The 19227-nt window shown below is 47.3% G+C and carries 17 protein-coding genes; 5 read left to right on the top strand and 12 right to left on the bottom strand.

Annotated elements, in window-relative coordinates; all coding sequences use genetic code 11:
* Positions 1-13 precede the first annotated feature (13 nt).
* Positions 14-2167: a VWA domain-containing protein gene (locus QUA90_RS14995; protein WP_333446290.1), complete on the top strand. Its 2154-nt coding sequence runs from the start codon at positions 14-16 to the stop codon at positions 2165-2167.
* 85 nt (positions 2168-2252) lie between these two features.
* Here the strand turns inward: QUA90_RS14995 and QUA90_RS15000 are convergent, their stop codons facing one another.
* Positions 2253-2579 (bottom strand): PEP-CTERM sorting domain-containing protein, encoded by a 327-nt coding sequence (locus QUA90_RS15000; protein ID WP_333084074.1) that lies wholly within the window; start codon positions 2577-2579, stop codon positions 2253-2255.
* Between the two features lie 563 nt (positions 2580-3142).
* Between QUA90_RS15000 and QUA90_RS15005 the strand changes: the two genes are divergently transcribed.
* From QUA90_RS15005 to rpsU, 4 genes are all read left to right on the top strand, one after another.
* Positions 3143-3871 (top strand): Bax inhibitor-1 family protein, encoded by a 729-nt coding sequence (locus tag QUA90_RS15005; protein ID WP_333321890.1) that lies wholly within the window; start codon positions 3143-3145, stop codon positions 3869-3871.
* 250 nt (positions 3872-4121) lie between these two features.
* The gene (locus QUA90_RS15010; protein ID WP_333446292.1) at positions 4122-5705 is read left to right on the top strand and encodes a tetratricopeptide repeat protein; all 1584 of its coding nucleotides are present in this window, start codon (positions 4122-4124) and stop codon (positions 5703-5705) included.
* A gap of 107 nt (positions 5706-5812) precedes the next feature.
* A protein-coding gene (prfB, locus tag QUA90_RS15015; protein WP_333430366.1) for a peptide chain release factor 2 occupies positions 5813-6947 on the top strand; the annotation gives its coding sequence in 2 pieces (ribosomal slippage) (positions 5813-5884 and positions 5886-6947; 1134 coding nt in all).
* Positions 6948-7120: 173 nt separating this feature from the next.
* Positions 7121-7315, top strand: coding sequence for a 30S ribosomal protein S21 (rpsU, locus tag QUA90_RS15020; RefSeq protein WP_006632476.1), 195 nt, complete (start codon positions 7121-7123; stop codon positions 7313-7315).
* An 11-nt stretch (positions 7316-7326) separates the two neighbouring features.
* Here rpsU and QUA90_RS15025 read toward each other — a convergent pair whose 3' ends face one another.
* The 11 genes from QUA90_RS15025 to tal form a co-directional block, all read right to left on the bottom strand.
* Positions 7327-8790, bottom strand: coding sequence for an AtzE family amidohydrolase (locus QUA90_RS15025; RefSeq protein WP_333446294.1), 1464 nt, complete (start codon positions 8788-8790; stop codon positions 7327-7329).
* Positions 8791-8814: 24 nt separating this feature from the next.
* A complete protein-coding gene (locus QUA90_RS15030) occupies positions 8815-8991 on the bottom strand; it encodes a DUF4089 domain-containing protein (protein ID WP_015176516.1) in 177 nt (58 codons plus the stop codon).
* Positions 8992-9120: 129 nt separating this feature from the next.
* The gene (locus QUA90_RS15035; RefSeq protein ID WP_333446296.1) at positions 9121-9573 is read right to left on the bottom strand and encodes a KGK domain-containing protein; all 453 of its coding nucleotides are present in this window, start codon (positions 9571-9573) and stop codon (positions 9121-9123) included.
* 98 nt (positions 9574-9671) lie between these two features.
* Complete coding sequence (locus tag QUA90_RS15040) at positions 9672-10124, bottom strand: hypothetical protein (protein ID WP_333446298.1); 453 nt, start codon at positions 10122-10124, stop codon at positions 9672-9674.
* 11 nt (positions 10125-10135) lie between these two features.
* Positions 10136-10444 carry a hypothetical protein gene (locus QUA90_RS15045; RefSeq protein ID WP_333446299.1) on the bottom strand — a complete coding sequence of 103 codons (309 nt, stop codon included), beginning with the start codon at positions 10442-10444 and terminating at the stop codon, positions 10136-10138.
* Between the two features lie 26 nt (positions 10445-10470).
* On the bottom strand, positions 10471-11739 hold the full coding sequence (gene codA, locus QUA90_RS15050) for a cytosine deaminase (RefSeq protein WP_333446301.1): 1269 nt from the start codon (positions 11737-11739) through the stop codon (positions 10471-10473).
* Between the two features lie 203 nt (positions 11740-11942).
* On the bottom strand, positions 11943-12434 hold the full coding sequence (locus QUA90_RS15055; protein WP_333446303.1) for an ureidoglycolate lyase: 492 nt from the start codon (positions 12432-12434) through the stop codon (positions 11943-11945).
* A 196-nt stretch (positions 12435-12630) separates the two neighbouring features.
* Positions 12631-14181, bottom strand: coding sequence for a cobyrinate a,c-diamide synthase (locus tag QUA90_RS15060; protein ID WP_333446305.1), 1551 nt, complete (start codon positions 14179-14181; stop codon positions 12631-12633).
* A 388-nt stretch (positions 14182-14569) separates the two neighbouring features.
* A complete protein-coding gene (gene opcA / locus QUA90_RS15065) occupies positions 14570-15934 on the bottom strand; it encodes a glucose-6-phosphate dehydrogenase assembly protein OpcA (protein ID WP_333446307.1) in 1365 nt (454 codons plus the stop codon).
* 162 nt (positions 15935-16096) lie between these two features.
* Positions 16097-17626 (bottom strand): glucose-6-phosphate dehydrogenase, encoded by a 1530-nt coding sequence (gene zwf, locus QUA90_RS15070; RefSeq protein WP_333446309.1) that lies wholly within the window; start codon positions 17624-17626, stop codon positions 16097-16099.
* A gap of 261 nt (positions 17627-17887) precedes the next feature.
* Entirely contained in the window at positions 17888-19042 is a 1155-nt protein-coding gene (tal, locus tag QUA90_RS15075; protein ID WP_333446313.1) for a transaldolase, read from the bottom strand.
* Between the last annotated feature and the right edge of the window lie 185 nt (positions 19043-19227).

A 19227-nucleotide genomic window follows, 5' to 3' on the forward strand; every position in this document is an offset into this window, starting at 1 on the left:
ATCCGAAAATCCTATGCCCGCAGTCAACCTTAGCCCTTCCACCACAGCCTTTCCCCTCACCGCCGTAGTCGGGCAAGAAGCAATCAAATTAGCCCTGCTTTTAGCAGCAGTCGATCCCGGATTGGGAGGAGTTGCGATCGCAGGCCGCCGCGGCACAGCAAAATCAGTAATGGCCCGCGCCTTGCACTCCTTACTGCCACCCATTGAAATTGTTAAAGATTCTTTTTGCAACGCCGAACCTAATGATATTCTTGCAGAACAAGCATCAGGCTTGTTACCAGAAAATGGCGGGCAAGATGCCCACACCACCGATACTAATTCCTTAACTACTGAAATAATTCCCACACCATTCATTCAAATTCCTTTGGGTGTCACCGAAGACAGACTCTTAGGTTCAGTTGATGTCGAACAATCAGTGAAATTCGGCCAAACCGTATTTCAACCCGGACTCTTAGCCCAAGCAAATCGAGGCGTACTATATGTAGACGAAATTAACCTCCTCGATGACAATATTTCCAACCAACTGCTAACAGTATTAACCGAAGGGCGCAACCAAATAGAGCGCGAAGGCATTAGCTTCCAACACCCCTGCAAACCTCTATTTATCGCCACTTACAACCCCGAAGAAGGGCCGCTGAGAGAACATTTGCTCGATCGCATCGCGATCGTACTTTCAGCCGATGCAGCACTCGAACTAGAAGAAAGAGTCTATGCAGTAGAACAAGCTTTATCCTACTCCCGCTCCCCCCAAGAATTCCTCAATCAATACAGCGAAGACACCGACAACCTCAAAACCCAAATCATCCTAGCCAGAGAATGGCTCAAAGATGTCAGCATTAAACGCGAACAAATTGCCTACCTAGTAGAAGAAGCCATCCGGGGTGGCGTTCAAGGACACCGCGCCGAAATATTCGCAGTCCGCGTCGCCAAAGCCGCCGCCGCCATCGAAGGACGCACAGAAGTTAACGCCGAAGACTTGCGCCGCGCCGTAGAATTAGTCATCGTACCCCGCGCCACCATCATCCAAACTCCCCCAGACGAAAACTCTCCTCCTCCTCCCCCTCCACCGCCTCCCCAAAAGCAGTCAGAACAAGAACAAGACGAACCAGAAAACGAGCAAGAAGACGAAGAAGACCAAGAGGATGAAGACAACCCGGAACCTGAAGAAGAACCAGAAAAAGATACCATTCCCGAAGAATTTCTCTTCGACCCCGAAGGCGTAATTCTCGACCCCAGCGTGCTTTTATTCGCCCAACAATCCGCCAACAAACAAGGCAAATCCGGCAGCCGCAGCACCATTTTCTCGGAAGATAGAGGCCGTTACGTCAAGCCAGTCTTACCCAAAGGCCCCGTCCGCCGCATCGCCGTTGACGCTACCCTCAGAGCCGCCGCACCCTACCAAAAAGCCCGCCGCGACAGGAATTCTCACCCCCCCCAACCCCCCCTTAGTAAGGGGGGGCAAGAAGCGAGTCAACCCCCCCTTAGTAAGGGGGGGCAAGAGGGGGTTCAGCGCCGTGTATTTGTCGAACAGGGAGACATTCGGGCGAAGCGTTTGGCCAGAAAAGCTGGAGCTCTAGTCGTGTTTGTCGTCGATGCTTCGGGTTCGATGGCCCTCAACCGGATGCAGTCTGCCAAAGGTGCAGTCATGCAGCTACTCACAGAAGCTTATCAAAGCCGCGATCAAGTTGCTCTCATTCCCTTTCGCGGAGAACAAGCAGAAGTGCTGCTACCGCCGACTCGCTCGATAGCCTTGGCCCGCAAGCGTTTGGAACGGTTGCCCTGCGGCGGCGGTTCTCCCCTGGCCCACGGTTTGACTCAAGCAGTGCGGGTGGGAGTCAACGCGCGGCAGTCTGGAGATATCGGTCAAGTTGCGATTGTCGCCATTACTGACGGACGAGGTAATATTCCTTTGGCTCGTTCTTTGGGCGAACCGATTGTAGATGGAGAAAAGCCTGATATTAAGAAAGAATTGTTAGAAATTGCTGCCAAAATTCGTGGGTTGGGAATGCAGTTGCTGGTGATTGATACCGAGAGCAAGTTTATTTCGACTGGCTTTGCGAAGGAATTGGCCAAGACTTCTGGAGGGAAATACTATCACTTGCCGAAAGCTACCGAACAGTCGATCGCAGCTATGACTAAAAATGCTCTGCGCGACGCGATCGGCTAAAATCCTGATAGCCACATTTATCTGCGTTTATTCGCGTTTATCTGCGGTTAAAAATCCAAAAATTAGACTTTTTGCCAAAAAAAGTCTAATTTTTAACTCTCACTCTCCGGCGAGTCACTGCCAGCGAACCCGCAACTAAACCCAGCCCTATCACCGCCGAAGGCTCAGGAATTCTTACGGGCAGAGGTACGCGGTTTTCCGTCCCCCGGTTCGGGGTTGAAGAAATTGTACTTTGGGGGAGTTGACCGGTCTGAGCCAGCAGCAAATTTTCTGAACCCTGCCAGGAAGCAGCGGTAGAAACGGCTTGGACATTAGCTGCAACGGCAGCTTGACCGCCGGAAATAATGGCGGCGACAGCCAATAAAATCCCGGCTGTAGGGGGCAATAATTTTCGCTCAAAAAAGGTGGGCATTGGAAATTACCTATTTAGCAGTTTGTCGATAGAACTCGATCTATTCATTAATTTTCTGGTTATCCTCTGTCTGAGCTACTGTGTGAGCTACCTTAGCAATTAACGGAACCGATTTTAGATTTTAGATTTTAGATTTTATATTTTATATTTTAGATTATTGAAGTTTCTGGTCTCTAGTTTCAACTAAGTCGCAAATCAAAAACCTAAAATCAACTGTGATCCCTGCCTCTAGCATATACTCCTTAATCCCCAATCGTAAATCCCCCATCCAAAATTGATTTACATCAGCTATTTGCGATTTAATCGACTTTAAGCTAGCCCTTGGCCGCAGATAGCGCCGACCCTTTAAACTCAATTATAGCTTTGCCGCGAGGCGCAACGGTGCGAGACAGCGACACGGCACAGACCTATACGCAGTCGATTATAAACAATCGATCCCTGGTTTGGAGTGATTTCACCCCCGTTCTTTATCAAATCTTTAAACTCTTTCAGGTTTTGCAAACAAAGTGTAAAGCTGTCACAATAATAGATAGCAATTCTCAGCCAAAATTAGGTAAATCCTCGTGAGTAACACTAGCAATTTCCGCGAAGCCGTGCGCGAGGCCAAAAACCACGCGCTGGTAGGCCCGAACGTCATCTCCAACGCTCTCCCCTTCGTGGGCGGCGGACTTGTCTTAACTGCTGTCGGCACCTACGGCGGCCTCGGAGTGATTCGTAACTATCCCGGGATCTTCTTTCCCACCTTCATTGCTGCGATCGTCCTACAATTAATTCTGTTCTTTGTCGCCCGCGGCGCAGCCGAACAAGGTAACAAAAATACCGCCTTGCCTCTGCTGGCAACCTACAGCTTGCTTACAGGCTACACCCTCAGCGGGTTGGTGTCTATAGCCCTCAGAAGCGAAGGCGTCGGCATCGCCGGTATTGGTTTTGCTGCACTTGGATGTGGCATTACCTTTATCGCCGCCCGCCAAATTGGCTCCAACCTTTCTGAACAAGACGGCATGGCCCTCACCAAAACTATCAGTTTAGGTGTCATTGCTTTGTTAGTCGTCGTTGGCGGTCAGTTTCTGCTCTCTCTATTTGGCGTCTACACCCCAACCTGGTTGGAAATTGGCATTTCTGGCATCGGCGTGTTTATATTTGCCGGCGCTGCGATCGTCGATTTTTACATATTACCCCGCAGCTACCGCGACGACCAGTATTTGCCCGCTGCTCTGTCGATGTACTTGACCTACATCAACTTGTTCATCTTTATTCTGCGCCTGCTGATTGCTCTCAACGGCCGCGAGTAATTGAAACTTTAGCTTATTAAAAAAAACCGCGGCTCGATCGACATCCTGCCGCGGTTTTTTTTTATTAAGATTTGGAATCAAGATAGTCGTCCTCGTTTCCTCTGTCCCTCATACAAAAAACTTATATCATGTTCACAGCGGGCAGACATAAGGTATAATTTTACTTTTTAATCACTCAATCAAAACTCTTGCTATCTAATTGTGTCGATCGCGATTTCAATATTAATCACAAATTAATCGGGGAAAACTCATGTACTTAAAATATGAAGATATTAGGAGAGTCAGCGTAGAAATTACCTCCAGGTGCAATGCAGCTTGTCCGCAGTGTCCCCGCACCGGCAACCCGATTTTGCCGGGGGCGGAATTAAAGATGGAGGATATTGAGAGAATTTTCCCACAAGAGTTTTGCTCTCAGTTGGATTTGGTGTATATGTGCGGCAACTACGGCGATGCTATGACTAGCAATACCACAATTCCGGCGATCGAATATTTGCACCGCATGGGAGTTCCTCATATCTGCCTGTACACCAACGGTAGCGGACGAAACCCTGACTGGTGGCAAGCCCTGGCAAAAGCGATGACAGGAGAACACGATCGCGTAATTTTTAGTATCGACGGGTTGGCCGATACTAACAGCATCTACCGCCAAAATACCAACTGGGACAGGATAATGCAGTCGGTTAATGCCTTCATCCAAGCTGGCGGAAAAGCTGTATGGCACTACTTGATATTTGAACACAACCAGCACCAAGTAGAAGCAGCACGCGATTTAGCCCAACAACTAGGATTTGTCGAGTTTGTACCGAAAGCAACCTCTCGTTTTGTAGCGAAAGAGATTTATGACAAAGAGTCCGCCAATCAACAGCCTCAAAAAGCAGAAAACTCTCAGGTAGAGGCTAAGAGCGATCGCCCCAACCAACCAGCAACAAATAATGCGTCAGCCCCTCAAAATCAAACACAGACGGCTGTTGGGTTGCACAAACAAGCTGAGGACTGTTTGAAACAAGGACTGCTCTCAGATGCGATCGCAGCCAGCCAACAAGCCCTAAAAATTCAACCTAATTTTGCAGCAGCATGGAAAACTTTAGGCAATGCTGTTCAAGGTTTGGGGAAGATGCAAGCAGCAGCAGACTGTTACGCCAAGGCCCTCAAAATTCAGCCTAATTTTCCAGAAGTTTATGCTAATGTCGGCAGTCTTTATGCTCAACAGCAACAGTGGCAGCCAGCTAGTGCTTATTACCAAAAGGCGATCGAGCTTAAACCCAATTTTGCCGGAGCTTATCGCAATTTAGCTCAAGTTTTGACACAGTTGGGGCAACCAGAAAAAGCAAATTATGCTTGGTATCAAGCTATAGCTATCGAAACCTCTCAAGCACCAGAACCAACTCCTTCTGTCCCACCAAAGCGAGCCAGCGAAGAACTCCAACCCCCATCCTTGGAACAATATAAAAATCCCCAGGGAGACCAATTTATCCAAGCTGTAGAAAAATTTGGCAGCCTAAACAATTACTACCGAAATGTAGAAATTAGCTGTCAAACTCAAGCCACCCAAGAGATTTTCATCAGTTTTGAAGCGGAACTCTGGCCTTGCTGTTGGGTAAGCCATACTAAATACGCTGTTTATAACCACACTTACAGACCGCAAATGCTGGCTTTAATTGAAAAGTACGGAAATGGCTTTAATTCTCTCAGAACTCAATCGGTGAAAGATGCGATCGCCAGAGATTGGTTTCGCGAAGACCTCACAAAAAGTTTTTCCTGTTCTAAAAGGTTGGATGTATGCGCTCACGAATGCGGTAAAACTTTCAATTCAACAGGTTCGCAGTATATATAACAAGGAAGGCACGACACGGATTTGGACATGGATACACGGATTAGTTGCTGAAATGTCGAAATTTCAGCTAAACTCAAAAATACACCCCACAACTAGGAGAACTCACAGTGGAAGTTCTAGACATCAAACACAATATCGAAACATTGTCCGATCGACTGGGTACAACCCAGGACTATCTTTGACATCCCCGCACTTACAGCCAAAATTCAAGACTTAGAGCAAATCTGCGCCCAACCAGCATTTTGGGACGACCAAGATCGAGCTCAAGAAACTCTCCAAGAACTCAATGACCTCAAATCTCACTTAGAACAATACAGCAATTGGCAAACTAGCTTAGAAGATGCTAAAGCTATTTTAGAACTGCTGGAGTTAGAAGCCGACGAGTCCCTGTTCCAAGAAGCCTCATCGAGTCTTTCTCAGTTAACCCGGGAACTCGACCAGTGGGAACTGCAACAATTACTATCTGGGCCCTACGATGAAGGCGGCGCTGTTTTGACAATTAACGCCGGGGCCGGCGGTACAGATGCTCAAGATTGGGCCGAAATGCTGCTGCGGATGTACACCCGCTGGGGGGAAAGTCAAGGTTACAAAGTACATTTAATGGAAATTTCCGAGGGAGAGGAAGCAGGTGTTAAATCTGCTTCTTTGGAAATTGTCGGCCGTTACGCTTACGGTTATATGCGATCGGAAAAAGGCACTCACCGCTTGGTCAGAATTTCGCCTTTTAATGCTAACGACAAGCGTCAAACCAGTTTTGCAGGCGTCGAAGTGATGCCAATTCTCGATCGATCCGTACAGTTGGACATTCCCGAAAAAGATTTGGAAGTAACTACTTCCCGCGCGGGCGGCAAGGGCGGGCAAAATGTTAACAAGGTAGAAACCGCAGTCCGCATCGTTCACCTTCCTACCGGTTTGGCCGTCCGTTGCACGGAAGAACGCAGTCAGTTGCAAAACAAGGAAAAAGCTTTGGCATTACTCAAGGCTAGGCTGTTGGTGATTGCTAAGGAACAGCGGGCTTCGGAAATTGCCGAGATTCGCGGCGACATGGTGGAGGCGGCTTGGGGCCAGCAAATTCGCAATTATGTTTTTCACCCCTATCAAATGGTCAAGGATTTGCGTACTGGAGTAGAAACAACCGCCATCGCAGATGTGATGAACGGCGAATTAGACCCGTTTATTCAAGCTTACCTGCGGCAGGAAAATCAGTTGATAGCCCAAACCGATTCAACCGCGCGAATATAATTGGCGCCTTGACATAGAAAGTCTGGCTGTGCAAACTAAATAATCAAGAGCGGTGATGGCAGCGGATTTGCTATAATTTTGGGGTTTTGACCGATCGCCCGACCTTCAACAGGTCGCGCGGTCAAAAACCTTGATATGATAAAACTTGATCTGACAAACACTAAGGAGAAATAATGACCCAAGTTGTAATAGGCGAAAATGAAGGGATTGAGTCAGCCCTGCGACGGTTTAAGCGACAAGTTTCTAAAGCGGGTATTTTCCCCGACATGAGAAAGCACCGCCACTTTGAAACTCCGTTGGAAAAGCAGAAGCGCAAAGCTATTGCCAGAAGGACTAAGAGACGCTTTCACCGCAATAACAAGCCCTAGAATTATTAGCACTAAATTGATTCGGCAGATATAATGCCTTGCGATTCTAGTACCGCAGCGACTCGGAGAATCACCGCTTCGCTGTAGGGAGCACCAATAATTTGTACCCCCAAGGGCAAAGCGCCGGGCCGCTGTACGGGCACGCAAAGAACGGGCAAGCCAATAAACGATAGGGGTTGGGTGAACAGTCCGAGATTGGGACGCACTAAGATTTCTTGTCCGGCTATTACCATTTTCTCGACGCCAATTTCAGGGGCAGCTATCGGGGTTGCGGGTGCGAGGATGATGTCTGTGTGTTGGAATATTTCGCGAATTCGATCGCGGTACCACTGTCTGAATCTCTGGGCTTGCAAGTACCAAGTCGCAGGGATCAGGGTTCCCGCTAAAAAGCGATCGCGCGTCGCCGGATCGAAGTCTTGAGGGCGCGATCGCAAATTGTCTAAATGCAAGTTTCCGCCCTCGCAGGCGGTAATGATAAATGCCGCAGCCCGGGCGCGATCGGATTCCGGTATGCTGACAGTTGCAAGCCCCCCTATTTTTGGGGGGTTTGTTGTTTTTTCTGTGCTTATACCACACTCCAAAACATTTGTCAAGGCTTTAGCAACTATTTCTACAGCATCCATTGCTTCGGGTTCGGCCCCTGTGGCGAAATACCCGTCAGCAACAGCAATTCGCAATCCTTCGATGCCTTGATTTAACTGCGACGAACAAAGTTCTGGCGGGCGTTGAGTGCAAACTGGGTCACGAGAATCAGGGCCTTGCAGGATATCGTACAGCAGCGCCATATCTCTGATCGATCGCCCAAACGGCCCGACACAATCCAAACTACTCGAAAATAAAAAAGCGCCAGCCCTTGACAAACGGCCGTAAGTAGGCTTAAACCCAAAGACACCGCACAAAGCAGCCGGTACGCGGATGGAACCATTAGTATCAGAACCGAGAGTGAAGGGTACAAAACCGGCGGCGACTGCTGCTGCGGAACCGCCGCTGGAACCGCCGGCGATGCGCGTAGTATCGTGGGGATTGCGAGTCGGGCCGTAGTGGCTGTTTTCGGTGACGAAACCGTAGGCGTACTCATCCATGTTAAGAGTACCTACGAGCACAGCCCCGGCTTGTTTGAGTCGGGCTACCACCGCCGCGTCCTGGGTAGCCGGAGGATTGTCAGCGTTGATTTTTGATCCAGCTAGAGTAGTAATTCCGCCGATGTCGAACAGGTTTTTGACAGCGAAGGGAACGCCTGCTAAAGGGCCTGGGTTTTCGTTATTTGCGATGGAATTATCTATTTTTTCGGCTGCTGCGAGTGCGCTTGATGCAGTGATTGCAGTAAAGCAATTAAAAGCTTTATCCTTAACAGCAATCCGTTCCAAAGCAGCATTTACCGCCACTGTAGCCGTAACCTTACCACATTTAACCGCCGCTGCCGTAGCAACCGCATCAGCCTTATCTAAAAAACATTTGCGTTCATCTGCGTTCATCGGCCCTCATCTGCGGTTAAAAATCTAAGGTTCAAACACCGGCGCGACTTCTACTTCTGGGGGTAAAGGAAACTCAGTAACGAGTCGGGCGATCGCAGCTATCCTCTCGAAGTTTACCACAACGCCTGGACGATGTTCCGGGTCTAAGGGTAAGTTTATCAGTTCAGCGGTGCGATCGACATATTCTTCTACATTTACCATGAGTCCCTCCCAAAAAAACATCAGCGTTCATCCGCGTACATCCGCCCTCATCTGCGGTTTAAAATCTCAGGTTCAGATATAAGTGCGATCGATTATTGTATTGTAATCGCGATCGGGTTGTCAGTTATTTTAGAGCAGTTTTTTGTATTCCTCGGATTGTCTGATATCATCTAGAGGCGATTTTTGCTCTGGTGGTTCATCAGGAGAAAACTTTATACAGACCTGCGTTTGCCAAGACTGCAAAGTTTGATTAAGTTCTATTTGAAGCTTTCCTTTTTGCCAACCCTTGGAACCAATTTTTAGAATTTGACAATCAATTCCTTCTGGAGGCGATTTCCAGTTTATATCCCCTCCCATAATTTTTGTTTCTTCGTTAATCGACAGATATTGTATCCACTGAATTATCGATTTCTCACCTTGGTTAGTTTCTGCTACATAAGTCTGAAGCATTATCTTGTTAAACTTACTGTAGGCTAGCTCTTTAAATCGGCGAACCGTAAAAGTAGCTTGACCCAATAACAAAACATCATCATCGCCGTCTAGTGTCTCATAGCTTCTATTGATTTCAACTTTTTCGTCCATTTTATTTCACAAGATTCTGCTACTTGATATTTTATACTATTTGGAGGTGTGTGAGTCAAGCTGGTTAACAAAATCAATTGACTATCGCACTTTTCCACTCAAACACTGACAGTTTCCCGCAACTTCTCAACTGCAACATCCAGCGGAGGCAAAGCAAAATCCTCAGCATCCATTAATTCCTTAACCTTCTCAAAAATCTCAACCTCCGCCTCTTCTTGATCCGTTAGCTTATCATAAAAATAAGGGTCAGTAAACCACTGTTCAAACGCTATCATTAACAAGCCATTGGGCGAAACTTCAAACCGCCAATACTTAGAAACCCTGCTGTCAACCACTTCAAACATCGGTGCCGGATTATGGATAGGATAATAGCTGTAATTATCATTGCAGATGTAGTACCAAATAGTGCCTTTCCATTCTCGGATAGCATAAACAACATATTCCTTGCCTATAGTTAGTGGCAACTCAACTTTTCTAGTATAACCGCGTGGCGGATCTATATATGTTTCAGGCAGAGATTCACCCGTATTAGCAATACAACGAATTTTCATAACTTGATTACCTACAGATTTTTAGGGGCTGTTTTGGGATACTGTCGCTTGAACTTAAACTCCACATCTTGAAGAGTCTGACTGTTCCGAAACCAATGGACTTGTACGGAAGCTCCATTAATTTCAAAAGCCTCAATACTTGTCATTTTATCCCAATCTTCAGAATTCCCGCCATAAACAGCAATAAGTCTCGCTGCATCTCCCAACAATCTATCTGTACCGCAATGAATTACTATGCAATTACCAGCCTTAGCATCTTGCAGGAGCAATTGCTCTAGTAAATTTCTCGGACTCTCATCGGGAATAGCACCTTGATTCACAATTTAACAGCTTCAAATATTGTTTGTCAAACCGGATAAAAACTAATTTTAGCAAGTGCAGTTTCCGCCAGCAACTTACCCCGCGAAATCACATAGCGAACCGCAGCGCGCCTCCTAATTGCCTCATAACAATCCTCAGCATCCAACACAATCAAATTTGCAGGTTTACCCGCATCTATCCCATAATTATCATCTCCCAGATTGAGAGTTTTAGCACCGTTGACAGTCACCATATCAAAACAAGCTGCAATCTCAGCCATTCCCGTCATCTGACAAACATGAACCGCCATATGAGCGACATCCAACATATTTCCCGTACCTAAACTATACCAAGGATCTTGCACGCAGTCGTGGCCAAAACTCACATTCAATCCCTGCTGCCACAATTCCTTAACTCGCGTCACCCCACGGCGTTTGGGATAAGTATCAGCGCGGCCTTGCAGGGTGATATTAATTAAAGGATTGGCGATGAAGTTAATTCCCGATTTTGCCAAACTTCCCATCAGCTTAAAAGCATAAGCAGTGTTATAAGAACCGAAAGCCGTCGTGTGGCTAGCCGTCACCCGCGAACCAGCCCCGCTTCTAATCGCACAAGCTGCTACAACTTCCAAAAATCTCGACTGTTCATCATCGATTTCATCGCAGTGAACATCTATTAATCTATTGTATTTTTCAGCAAGTTCAAAAATTCGCTCAACCGACTTCACCCCATCTTCCCGCGTCAACTCATAATGCGGAATCCCGCCCACAGCATCCGCACCCATATCCAGAGATTTCTCTAAAAGTTTGTCATTTTCTGGACTTCCGTAAATCCCGTCTTGGGGAAAAGCCACAACTTGCAGAGTCATCCAATCTTTGACTTGTTCTCGAACTTCCAAAAGTCCTTGCAAAGCAGTCAGCGTCGGTTCGCTAACATCAGCGTGACTCCTGACAAACAAAATCCCTTGAGACGCTTGCAGCCTTAAAGTTTCTACAGCCCGTTTTTTGACATCATCCAGAGTTAAACTTTGCTTGCGTTCCCCCCAGATTTGAATTCCCTCGAACAAAGTGCCGCTTTGATTCCATCGCGGTTCCCCCGCAGTCAAAGCCGAATCGAGATGAATGTGCGACTCCACAAAAGGAGGACTAACTAAATTGCCTTGAATGTCGAGTTCGCGTTCGCCAAATTCTGAGATGTGCGGCGAAACGGCAACTATTTGGTCATCATCGATAGCAATATCTACCGTTGGGCGATCGTCGATCGCACCTAACAAACGACATTGCCGCAGAACAATGCTATACTTTTGCTCAGGCATGACAATTGCACCTAAATTTAACACTTGTAAACGCGATACTTCCTAGTTGCTACTCAGCCTAGTGAGACCAAAAGAATTCCCCAATCACTTGCGAACCCCCTCCTTCTCCTCCTCTGCGCCCTCTGCTGTTAAAAAATATTACTCAAAAAACCAACCTATAACAATAATCACCAAAAAGAAAGCGCAACTACAAACCGCCAACCTCAGACAATCTCAAACTCCAGATTGTGATTTTTTACCAAATCAAAGGTAAAATGGTCAACCACATTAGTATTGCTCAACTCCAGATTGTAAAAATCAACAAAATCCGCATCAAAATACGGCCCAGCGTGCCAAGTACCCACATCTAACTTAATAAAACAATTGCCCGGAATCCGAAAAGCAGCCATATCCTCTAAACTCGGTTTATAGCTATCCCCAGGAGGCGCAACCGCCATCAACCAATCCTTCCCCTCCAAAGAACCCAAACACTGAGTACATTGAATGTGTCGTGTAATTTTGCCAAACTTGCGACCTTTATGGTGCAGCCGCATAATGTAAAATCTAGGAATACCATTTTGCAAACTTAACTGAGCATCCTCACCATCGAAAGACTTGCCATCAACAGCCGCAAAGATAACTTGACCGTAACGCCGAAAATTCTCCGGTGTCACCCATTGTGCGGATAACTGCTTAGTCGAAATTGATTCGCTCATAAATCCCAACATCCCTAGCTTGATCCGTCATGAACATTCTAATACAGTAAATCCTCTCTCTTCTCTTCTCTGTGCCCTCTGTGTCCTCTGCGGTTTAAATAAAAAAATCTAGTTCGCTTTCTCGAGCGCCCAAAACACCCTTACAATCAAATTTAGCGCACTGCTCTCTTCTCTTCTCTGTGTCCTCTGCGGTTAATTAAATAAAAAAATCTAGTTCGCTTTCTCGATCGCCCAAAACACCCTTACAATCAAAATCAGCACACTGCTGCAAAAAACGAGCCGGAATATCAGGTCGAGCACCCCAATGCAAATGCAAATAAGAAGCGTGTACCTGACAAACTCCCCAACCTTCAGCAACCGCCTCAACTTCCCCCCGCTTGCCATACCTCCAACTGTGATAAACTGGATTACTCGGTTCCACAGTTAAATGCGATCGATGAAACTCATGTCCCCAAACCTCATCAAGAGCCGTTAACACCGAACTATCCCTCACCGCCACAGCTTCTCGGTATCCCAGCGTCAAACGCTTTCCCATCGCAGCAACAGTTTCCAACACTCCCACCCCTGGCCAAGAATTGCCATCGAAGTCTACAATAGAATCGCACAAATACATCAAACCCCCGCACTCCGCATAAGTCGGCATTCCTGAAAAAATCGCCTTTCTTACCGCATCCCGAATTAAAACATTACCGCTCAATTTTTGAGCAAACACTTCGGGAAAACCACCACCAAAATATAACCCTTGCACATTGTCAGGAAAAACCGAATCATCAAGGGGACTCCAAAATACCAACTCGGCACCCAACTCTTCCAACAAATCAAGATTGTCCTGATAGTAAAAATTAAAAGCCCGATCGCGCGCAACTGCAATCCTCACTCCAAATTGTTTTTCCGAACAGTTGACAACATCATCTTTTTTAGTTATAATAACCGAAGGGAGACTGTGCCTAGCCAAAAGTTGCTCAGACCCCTCACCCCCCCCATTTCGAGTGGCAGCCAACAAAGGCAAAAGTAGGTCCCAGTCAAAACTAACAGCAGCCAAATCAGCCAGTTTATCGATCGCAGCATGAAGATTCGGCAACTCCTCAGCAGGAATTAGCCCCAAATGTCGATCGGGAATAGTAACAGCCTCATCCCTACGCAAAACGCCCAAAATAGGTAAATTGAGCGGTTGGAGAGCATCTTGAAGCAGTTCCAAATGTCGATCGCTCGCCACCCGATTCAGCACCAAACCAGCGAATTTAAGGTCAGGGTTAAAAGAACGAAAACCGTGGGCGATCGCAGCCACAGAACCAGAGAGCCTGCTGCAATCTATCACAAACAATACCGGCACATTCAGCAAATAAGCAACATGAGCCGTAGAAGCAAAGGAAAAATCATAATTGCCTTCTTCTTTTCGATAATTAATCCGTGTATCCGTGTCAAAATCCGTGTCGTGCCTTCGTGATTCCTGAGTTTTTCGACTCACTCCATCAAATAAACCCATCACCCCTTCAACTAAGGCATAATCGACATCTTGAATATGACGATAAAAACACTTTTTTACATAAGATTCAGAGGTTAATATTGCGTCTAAATTCCGACAGGGGCGACCAGTAACAAAAGCGTGAAACATGGGGTCAATGTAATCGGGACCAACCTTAAAAGATTGAACATTCAAGCCGCGGCGGATTAAATAAGCTAAAAGGGCGATCGTTACAGTAGTCTTTCCCGCACCGCTGCGTTCGCCAGCAATTACTAAAGCCATAGTTATAGTTAGTTAAAATAAATAATAGATAAGATTGCCTAAGTCGCTTTCCAATCAGGAAATTATCTGCGTTTATCTGTGTTAATCTGTCTTGCATCTGCGGTTTCTGTATCAATCAAAGATTTATGCAATCTTTCCTCATAAAAATAGACAGTTGATAAAGTTATGAGTATTGCTCTCGAACCGCTCTAATAATAACTATTGAACGAACCGCGAAGACGCCAAGAGCGCGAAGGAAGAAAAGAGAAGAATAAAAGTAGGGCAGACATTGCCTGCCCCACTGAATATTAACTCAATCCGTCTTGTTTATTTTTTTCTCCTTTCTCCTGATTCCATCCATCCGTTACATCCGTTACATCCGGTACACAATCCGTTGCCGAACTTCTTTTTACCGCTTAGCTAACTTCAGCATTTGAGCCGTCACTGCCAAACTTTCTTCGTAAAGCACATCTCGGCCCCAACTCTGCAAGTGCTGGCCCAGCAACTGTTCCGTCACCTGATCGAGCAGAGGACTCACCTGGTTAAACCGATCGGTTTGAGCGCCGCCCTTCGTTTCCATCCGCATACAGCCACCCGCTTCCGAACACAGCACTGTACCGCAGTCAGCCTTTTCGTTTGTAGAATTCAAACGCAGAGCAATCAAATCGCCCGCGACATCGCCCGAATCAGCAGTAGGAATAGCAGCCAACTCAGCTTCGACAACCCGTTCGTCGGGCCCGGCGAATTTAATTCGCTTGATTTGGTAATCGCCCTCTTCCTGTTTGAAAGCAACCGGACGCCACTGAAGCCGACTCGCCAGCCAACCCAAATACATCAGCGCTTGGGTAGAATTGTCTTGTTCGTAATCGATCGTCACCCGATCGATTTCGCGAATCGCAGCGCGACGTTCCGGCGCGTCAAAAGCCTCAGCAGCCAACTCCTGCCACGCGGCCAGCCGGCGCCAATTGAGATCTGCGATCGGAATTCCTTCCTCGATCAGACTTTGCATCAACAGCAATTCAGCTTCACACTCAGCAAAGCTGCTAGAGTCAACAATCACAGAACTGCTAACTGCCGCCAGCCGCTGGAACAAACCTCGATCGGCATCCGGGTTCGCCTTCCACCACAGCAGCGTCGGCAAATCCGGGATCGTCAACGCCGTCACGATGCCGCTCACCCGTTCCAGCGCCGCTTCCGTACCCCGGAGCGTAATATACTCGCAGCAGATCAGATTGCCCGTGGTGCGCTTGTGGACAGGACAATAAGCAGCGACTTGAGCCTGCACGCCTGTATCTTCCCCCGCAGTCGGGCACAGAGCAATAATCCGGCAGGGATTGGCAGCCACGATCGCATCAGCCACGCCCGAACCCCCGGAACCCAAACCACTAGAGCCCATCTCCTCGCCATTGGAATTTTTGCGAGCCACTTCTTCCCGCAATGTCGCCAGCAATTCAGCGTTAGGCTTGCCAGTTCTCGGCAGCCCGTAAGCTTTTTGAGCCGCCCTAATGCTAGATGCCGTCATCGGCCCGGTAATACCGTCCACCGGCCCGTCGTAAAACCCCAGATCCGCTAATAACCGCTGAGTTTCTTCGGGTTCGTAGACTACAAAAGTAAAAGTTGTTGCCCTACTAGCGATCGGAACATCCCCTTTCGACCCCGATTCTCTGTAACTTTCCCAAATTTGACTCAATTCGGCCTCTATTTGGTCGATCGACACATCTTTAGGACTTTGTAGCGAAACCAGAGGCGGAGCTTTCATAGGTGTCATCGTCATAAATCTTCTCTCCTTTGTTATCAGTCATTAGCCATTGGTTATTAGTCATGGATCATTAGTCATTAGTTATGAGTTAGTAGTTATGAGTTAGTAGTTATTAGCTAATCACTAATACTAATGCTGACCAATAACTAATGACTAATGACTGCTGACTAATCACTCTTAAAGTCTGCGCCACTTGCGGCCGTCTCTGTTAATTAGCAGTTCTGCTTCCGCCGGTTCCCAAGTACCCGCTTCGTATTTAGGAACCAAATCTTGATCGTTGGACGATTCCCACTCCATCAGCGCCGGCGTTACCACCCGCCAAGCTTCTTCCACTTCATCAGAACGGGTAAACAAAGTTTGGTCGCCCAGCATACAATCAATTAACAGGCGATCGTAAGCATCCGAAGATGTCACCCCAAAAGAAGAACCGTAACTGAAATCCATATCCACCGTCCGCGTCCGCAAATCCGGCCCCGGCATTTTCGCCTCAAACCTCAGCGAAATCCCCTCGTTCGGATGCACGCGCATAGTCAAAACGTTAGGAGTAGTTTGTTGGGCCGCGGACTGAAAGATTAGCAGCGGAACTTCGCGGAACTGAATCGCTATTTCGCTAACTTTTTTCGGCAACCGTTTGCCGGTTCGCAGGTAAAAAGGCACTCCCTGCCAGCGCCAGTTGTCAATCATAAACTTCATCGCCACAAAAGTCGGCGTTGTCGAGTTGGGAGCAACCCCCGGTTCATCGTGATACCCCGGCACGGGTTTGCCCTTCATCCAACCCGCCGAATATTGACCCCGAATCGCTGAGAAGTCCAAGTTATGCAAATCTGCCAAGCGAGTTGCTTGCAGAACTTTCATCTTTTCGGTGCGGATGCTGTCAGCGTCCAAGGAATTCGGCGGTTCCATCGCCGTCAGACAGAAAATCTGCATCAAGTGGTTTTGCAGCATATCCCGCAACGCCCCAGAGGATTCGTAGTAACCCGCTCGGTCTTCTACGCCTACTGTTTCTGCAACTGTAATTTGTACGTGATCGACAAATTGCCGATTCCACAGCGGTTCAAAAATCGCGTTAGCAAACCGGAATACCATTAAATTCTGAACAGTTTCTTTACCCAAATAGTGGTCGATCCGGTAAACTTGCTGTTCTTGGCAAACCTGCTGCACGACTCGGTTGAGAGCTTTTGCCGAACTCAAGTCGCGGCCGAAGGGTTTTTCAATTACCAAGCGGTGTTTTGCTGGGTCAACCAACATTTGAGCCGCGCCCAGTTGCCTAATTGCTTCTGGGAAAAAGTTCGGGGAAACCGAGAGATAAAATATGTGATTGCCGCGAGTTCTCCTTTCTTCGTCGAGCTCCGCTAAGAAAGCTTTGAGTTTTTGATAGCTTTCCGGGTTGTCAATGTCGCCGGGACAGTAGTACAAACCTTGAGCGAAATCTTGCCAAAATTCTTCATTGCCAATGCCGCCGCCAAATTCTTCAATGCCTTCGCGCATTTGCTCGCGGAAGTAATCGTGACTCCAAGGGCGGCGGGCTACTCCCACCACGGTAGTTTCCGGTGGTAAGCGCCGATCGCGCTTCATCTGATAAATTGCAGGTACCAGTTTGCGCTGGGTGAGATCCCCAGAAGCTCCGAAGATTACCAGAATTTGTGGTTCCGGCACCCGTTCTTTTCGCAAACCGACCCGCAGTGGATTTTCAAGTAGCGTTACCATTATTTATTTTCCTTGTTCTAGTGCTGTCAACCCTGCCAAGACACCATGATAGTTTGCGGTCATTTCTGCTAGTTGCTGGGTGAGAGAGTTAATCGATTCTTAATACTGCTAGAGGAGGCAGATGATTTTGCTCTCTAGGAACTCTGACACCCCTTGATCTCAAAATTCCTAGAGAGGATTTAAAACTCAGCCTTTAAGAACCCAAATAATTATCTACTCCGATTCCCAAATGCTTCTGCCTTTCAGGATACAGATATCTGCCTAAGCGACGGGCGACAACTTCTGCACTTTCTCTTGCAAGGAATCCATCAGGGATTGGAACGGATTGACGAATTTCTCAATCCCGTCGATGAGCAAGTCTGCCATCACTTTGTCCAAGTTGATGTCTATGTCGGGATCTTTGAGACTTTCGATCAGGGTGTAAGCTTCTTCAACGTTGTTCTCAATCCGGGGTGCGACATCGCAGTGATCGAAACAAGCTTCAACGGTGTTCGGTGGCAAAGTGTTAACGGTGTCCGGGCCGATTAGTTCATCGACGTACATGACATCGCTGTAGTTGGGGTTTTTGGTGCTGGTGGAAGCCCACAGTAAGCGCTGCACTTTCGCTCCTTTGGCTGCTAAAGCTTGCCAGCGATCGCTCGCTACGATCTCTTTATACTTCTGGTAAGCTATCTTCGCATTGGCGATCGCCACTTTCCCTTTCACTGCTTCCAGTTTAGCTTTTGTGGAAATATCTGTGACATTTTTGAGTTTCTCGTCAATCTTGCCATCGACATTGATGTCGATCCGGCTCAAGAAGAAACTGGCAACAGAAGCAATATTGCTCACATCCAAACCTTTAGCCACCCGCGCTTCCAAACCGCGAATGTAAGCCCAGAAGGTTTCGACGTAGCTGTCAACGGAGAACAGCAAAGTCACGTTAACGTTAATGCCTTCGCTGATGACTCGCTCGACTGCGGGCAAACCTTCAGCGGTTCCCGGAATCTTAATCATCACGTTTTCTTTGCCGAGGGCTTTGTAATAGCGCATGGCTTCGCTAATCGTGCTTTCTGTGTCGTTGGCGATTGTCGGTGGCACTTCGATACTGATGTAACCGTCCAAACCCTTCGACTCTGCGTAAACGGGAGCGAAGATGTCGCAAGCGTTGCGGATATCTTCAAATACCAGAGATTCGTAAATCTCCATGACAGATTTACCCGCCCGGATGCCCGCTTCGATATCCGCGTCGTAAATCACATTGCCCGCGATCGCTTTCTCAAAAATAGCCGGATTAGATGTAATCCCACGCAGTCCCCTACTTTCAATCATCTGTTTGAGTTCGCCGGACTCGATCAGATCGCGAGTCAAATTGTCCATCCAAATACTTTGGCCAATTTCTTTGATTTCTAACAGGTGATTCTTTGTTGTTTCCGCCATTACTGTAAGTCCTACCATTTGATAATTGGGAATTGGGAATTTAGGATGGGGTCTAAAAGCATTGGGCATTGCTTAGTTGTTAGTTGTGATTTTTTGGTTCTAATCACCAATGACTAATGACTAATGACTAATGACTAATGACTAATGACTAATGACTAATGACTAATGACTAATGACTAATGACT

The organism is Microcoleus sp. D3_18_C4 (genome assembly GCF_036702355.1).
GTDB lineage: Bacteria > Cyanobacteriota > Cyanobacteriia > Cyanobacteriales > Microcoleaceae > Microcoleus.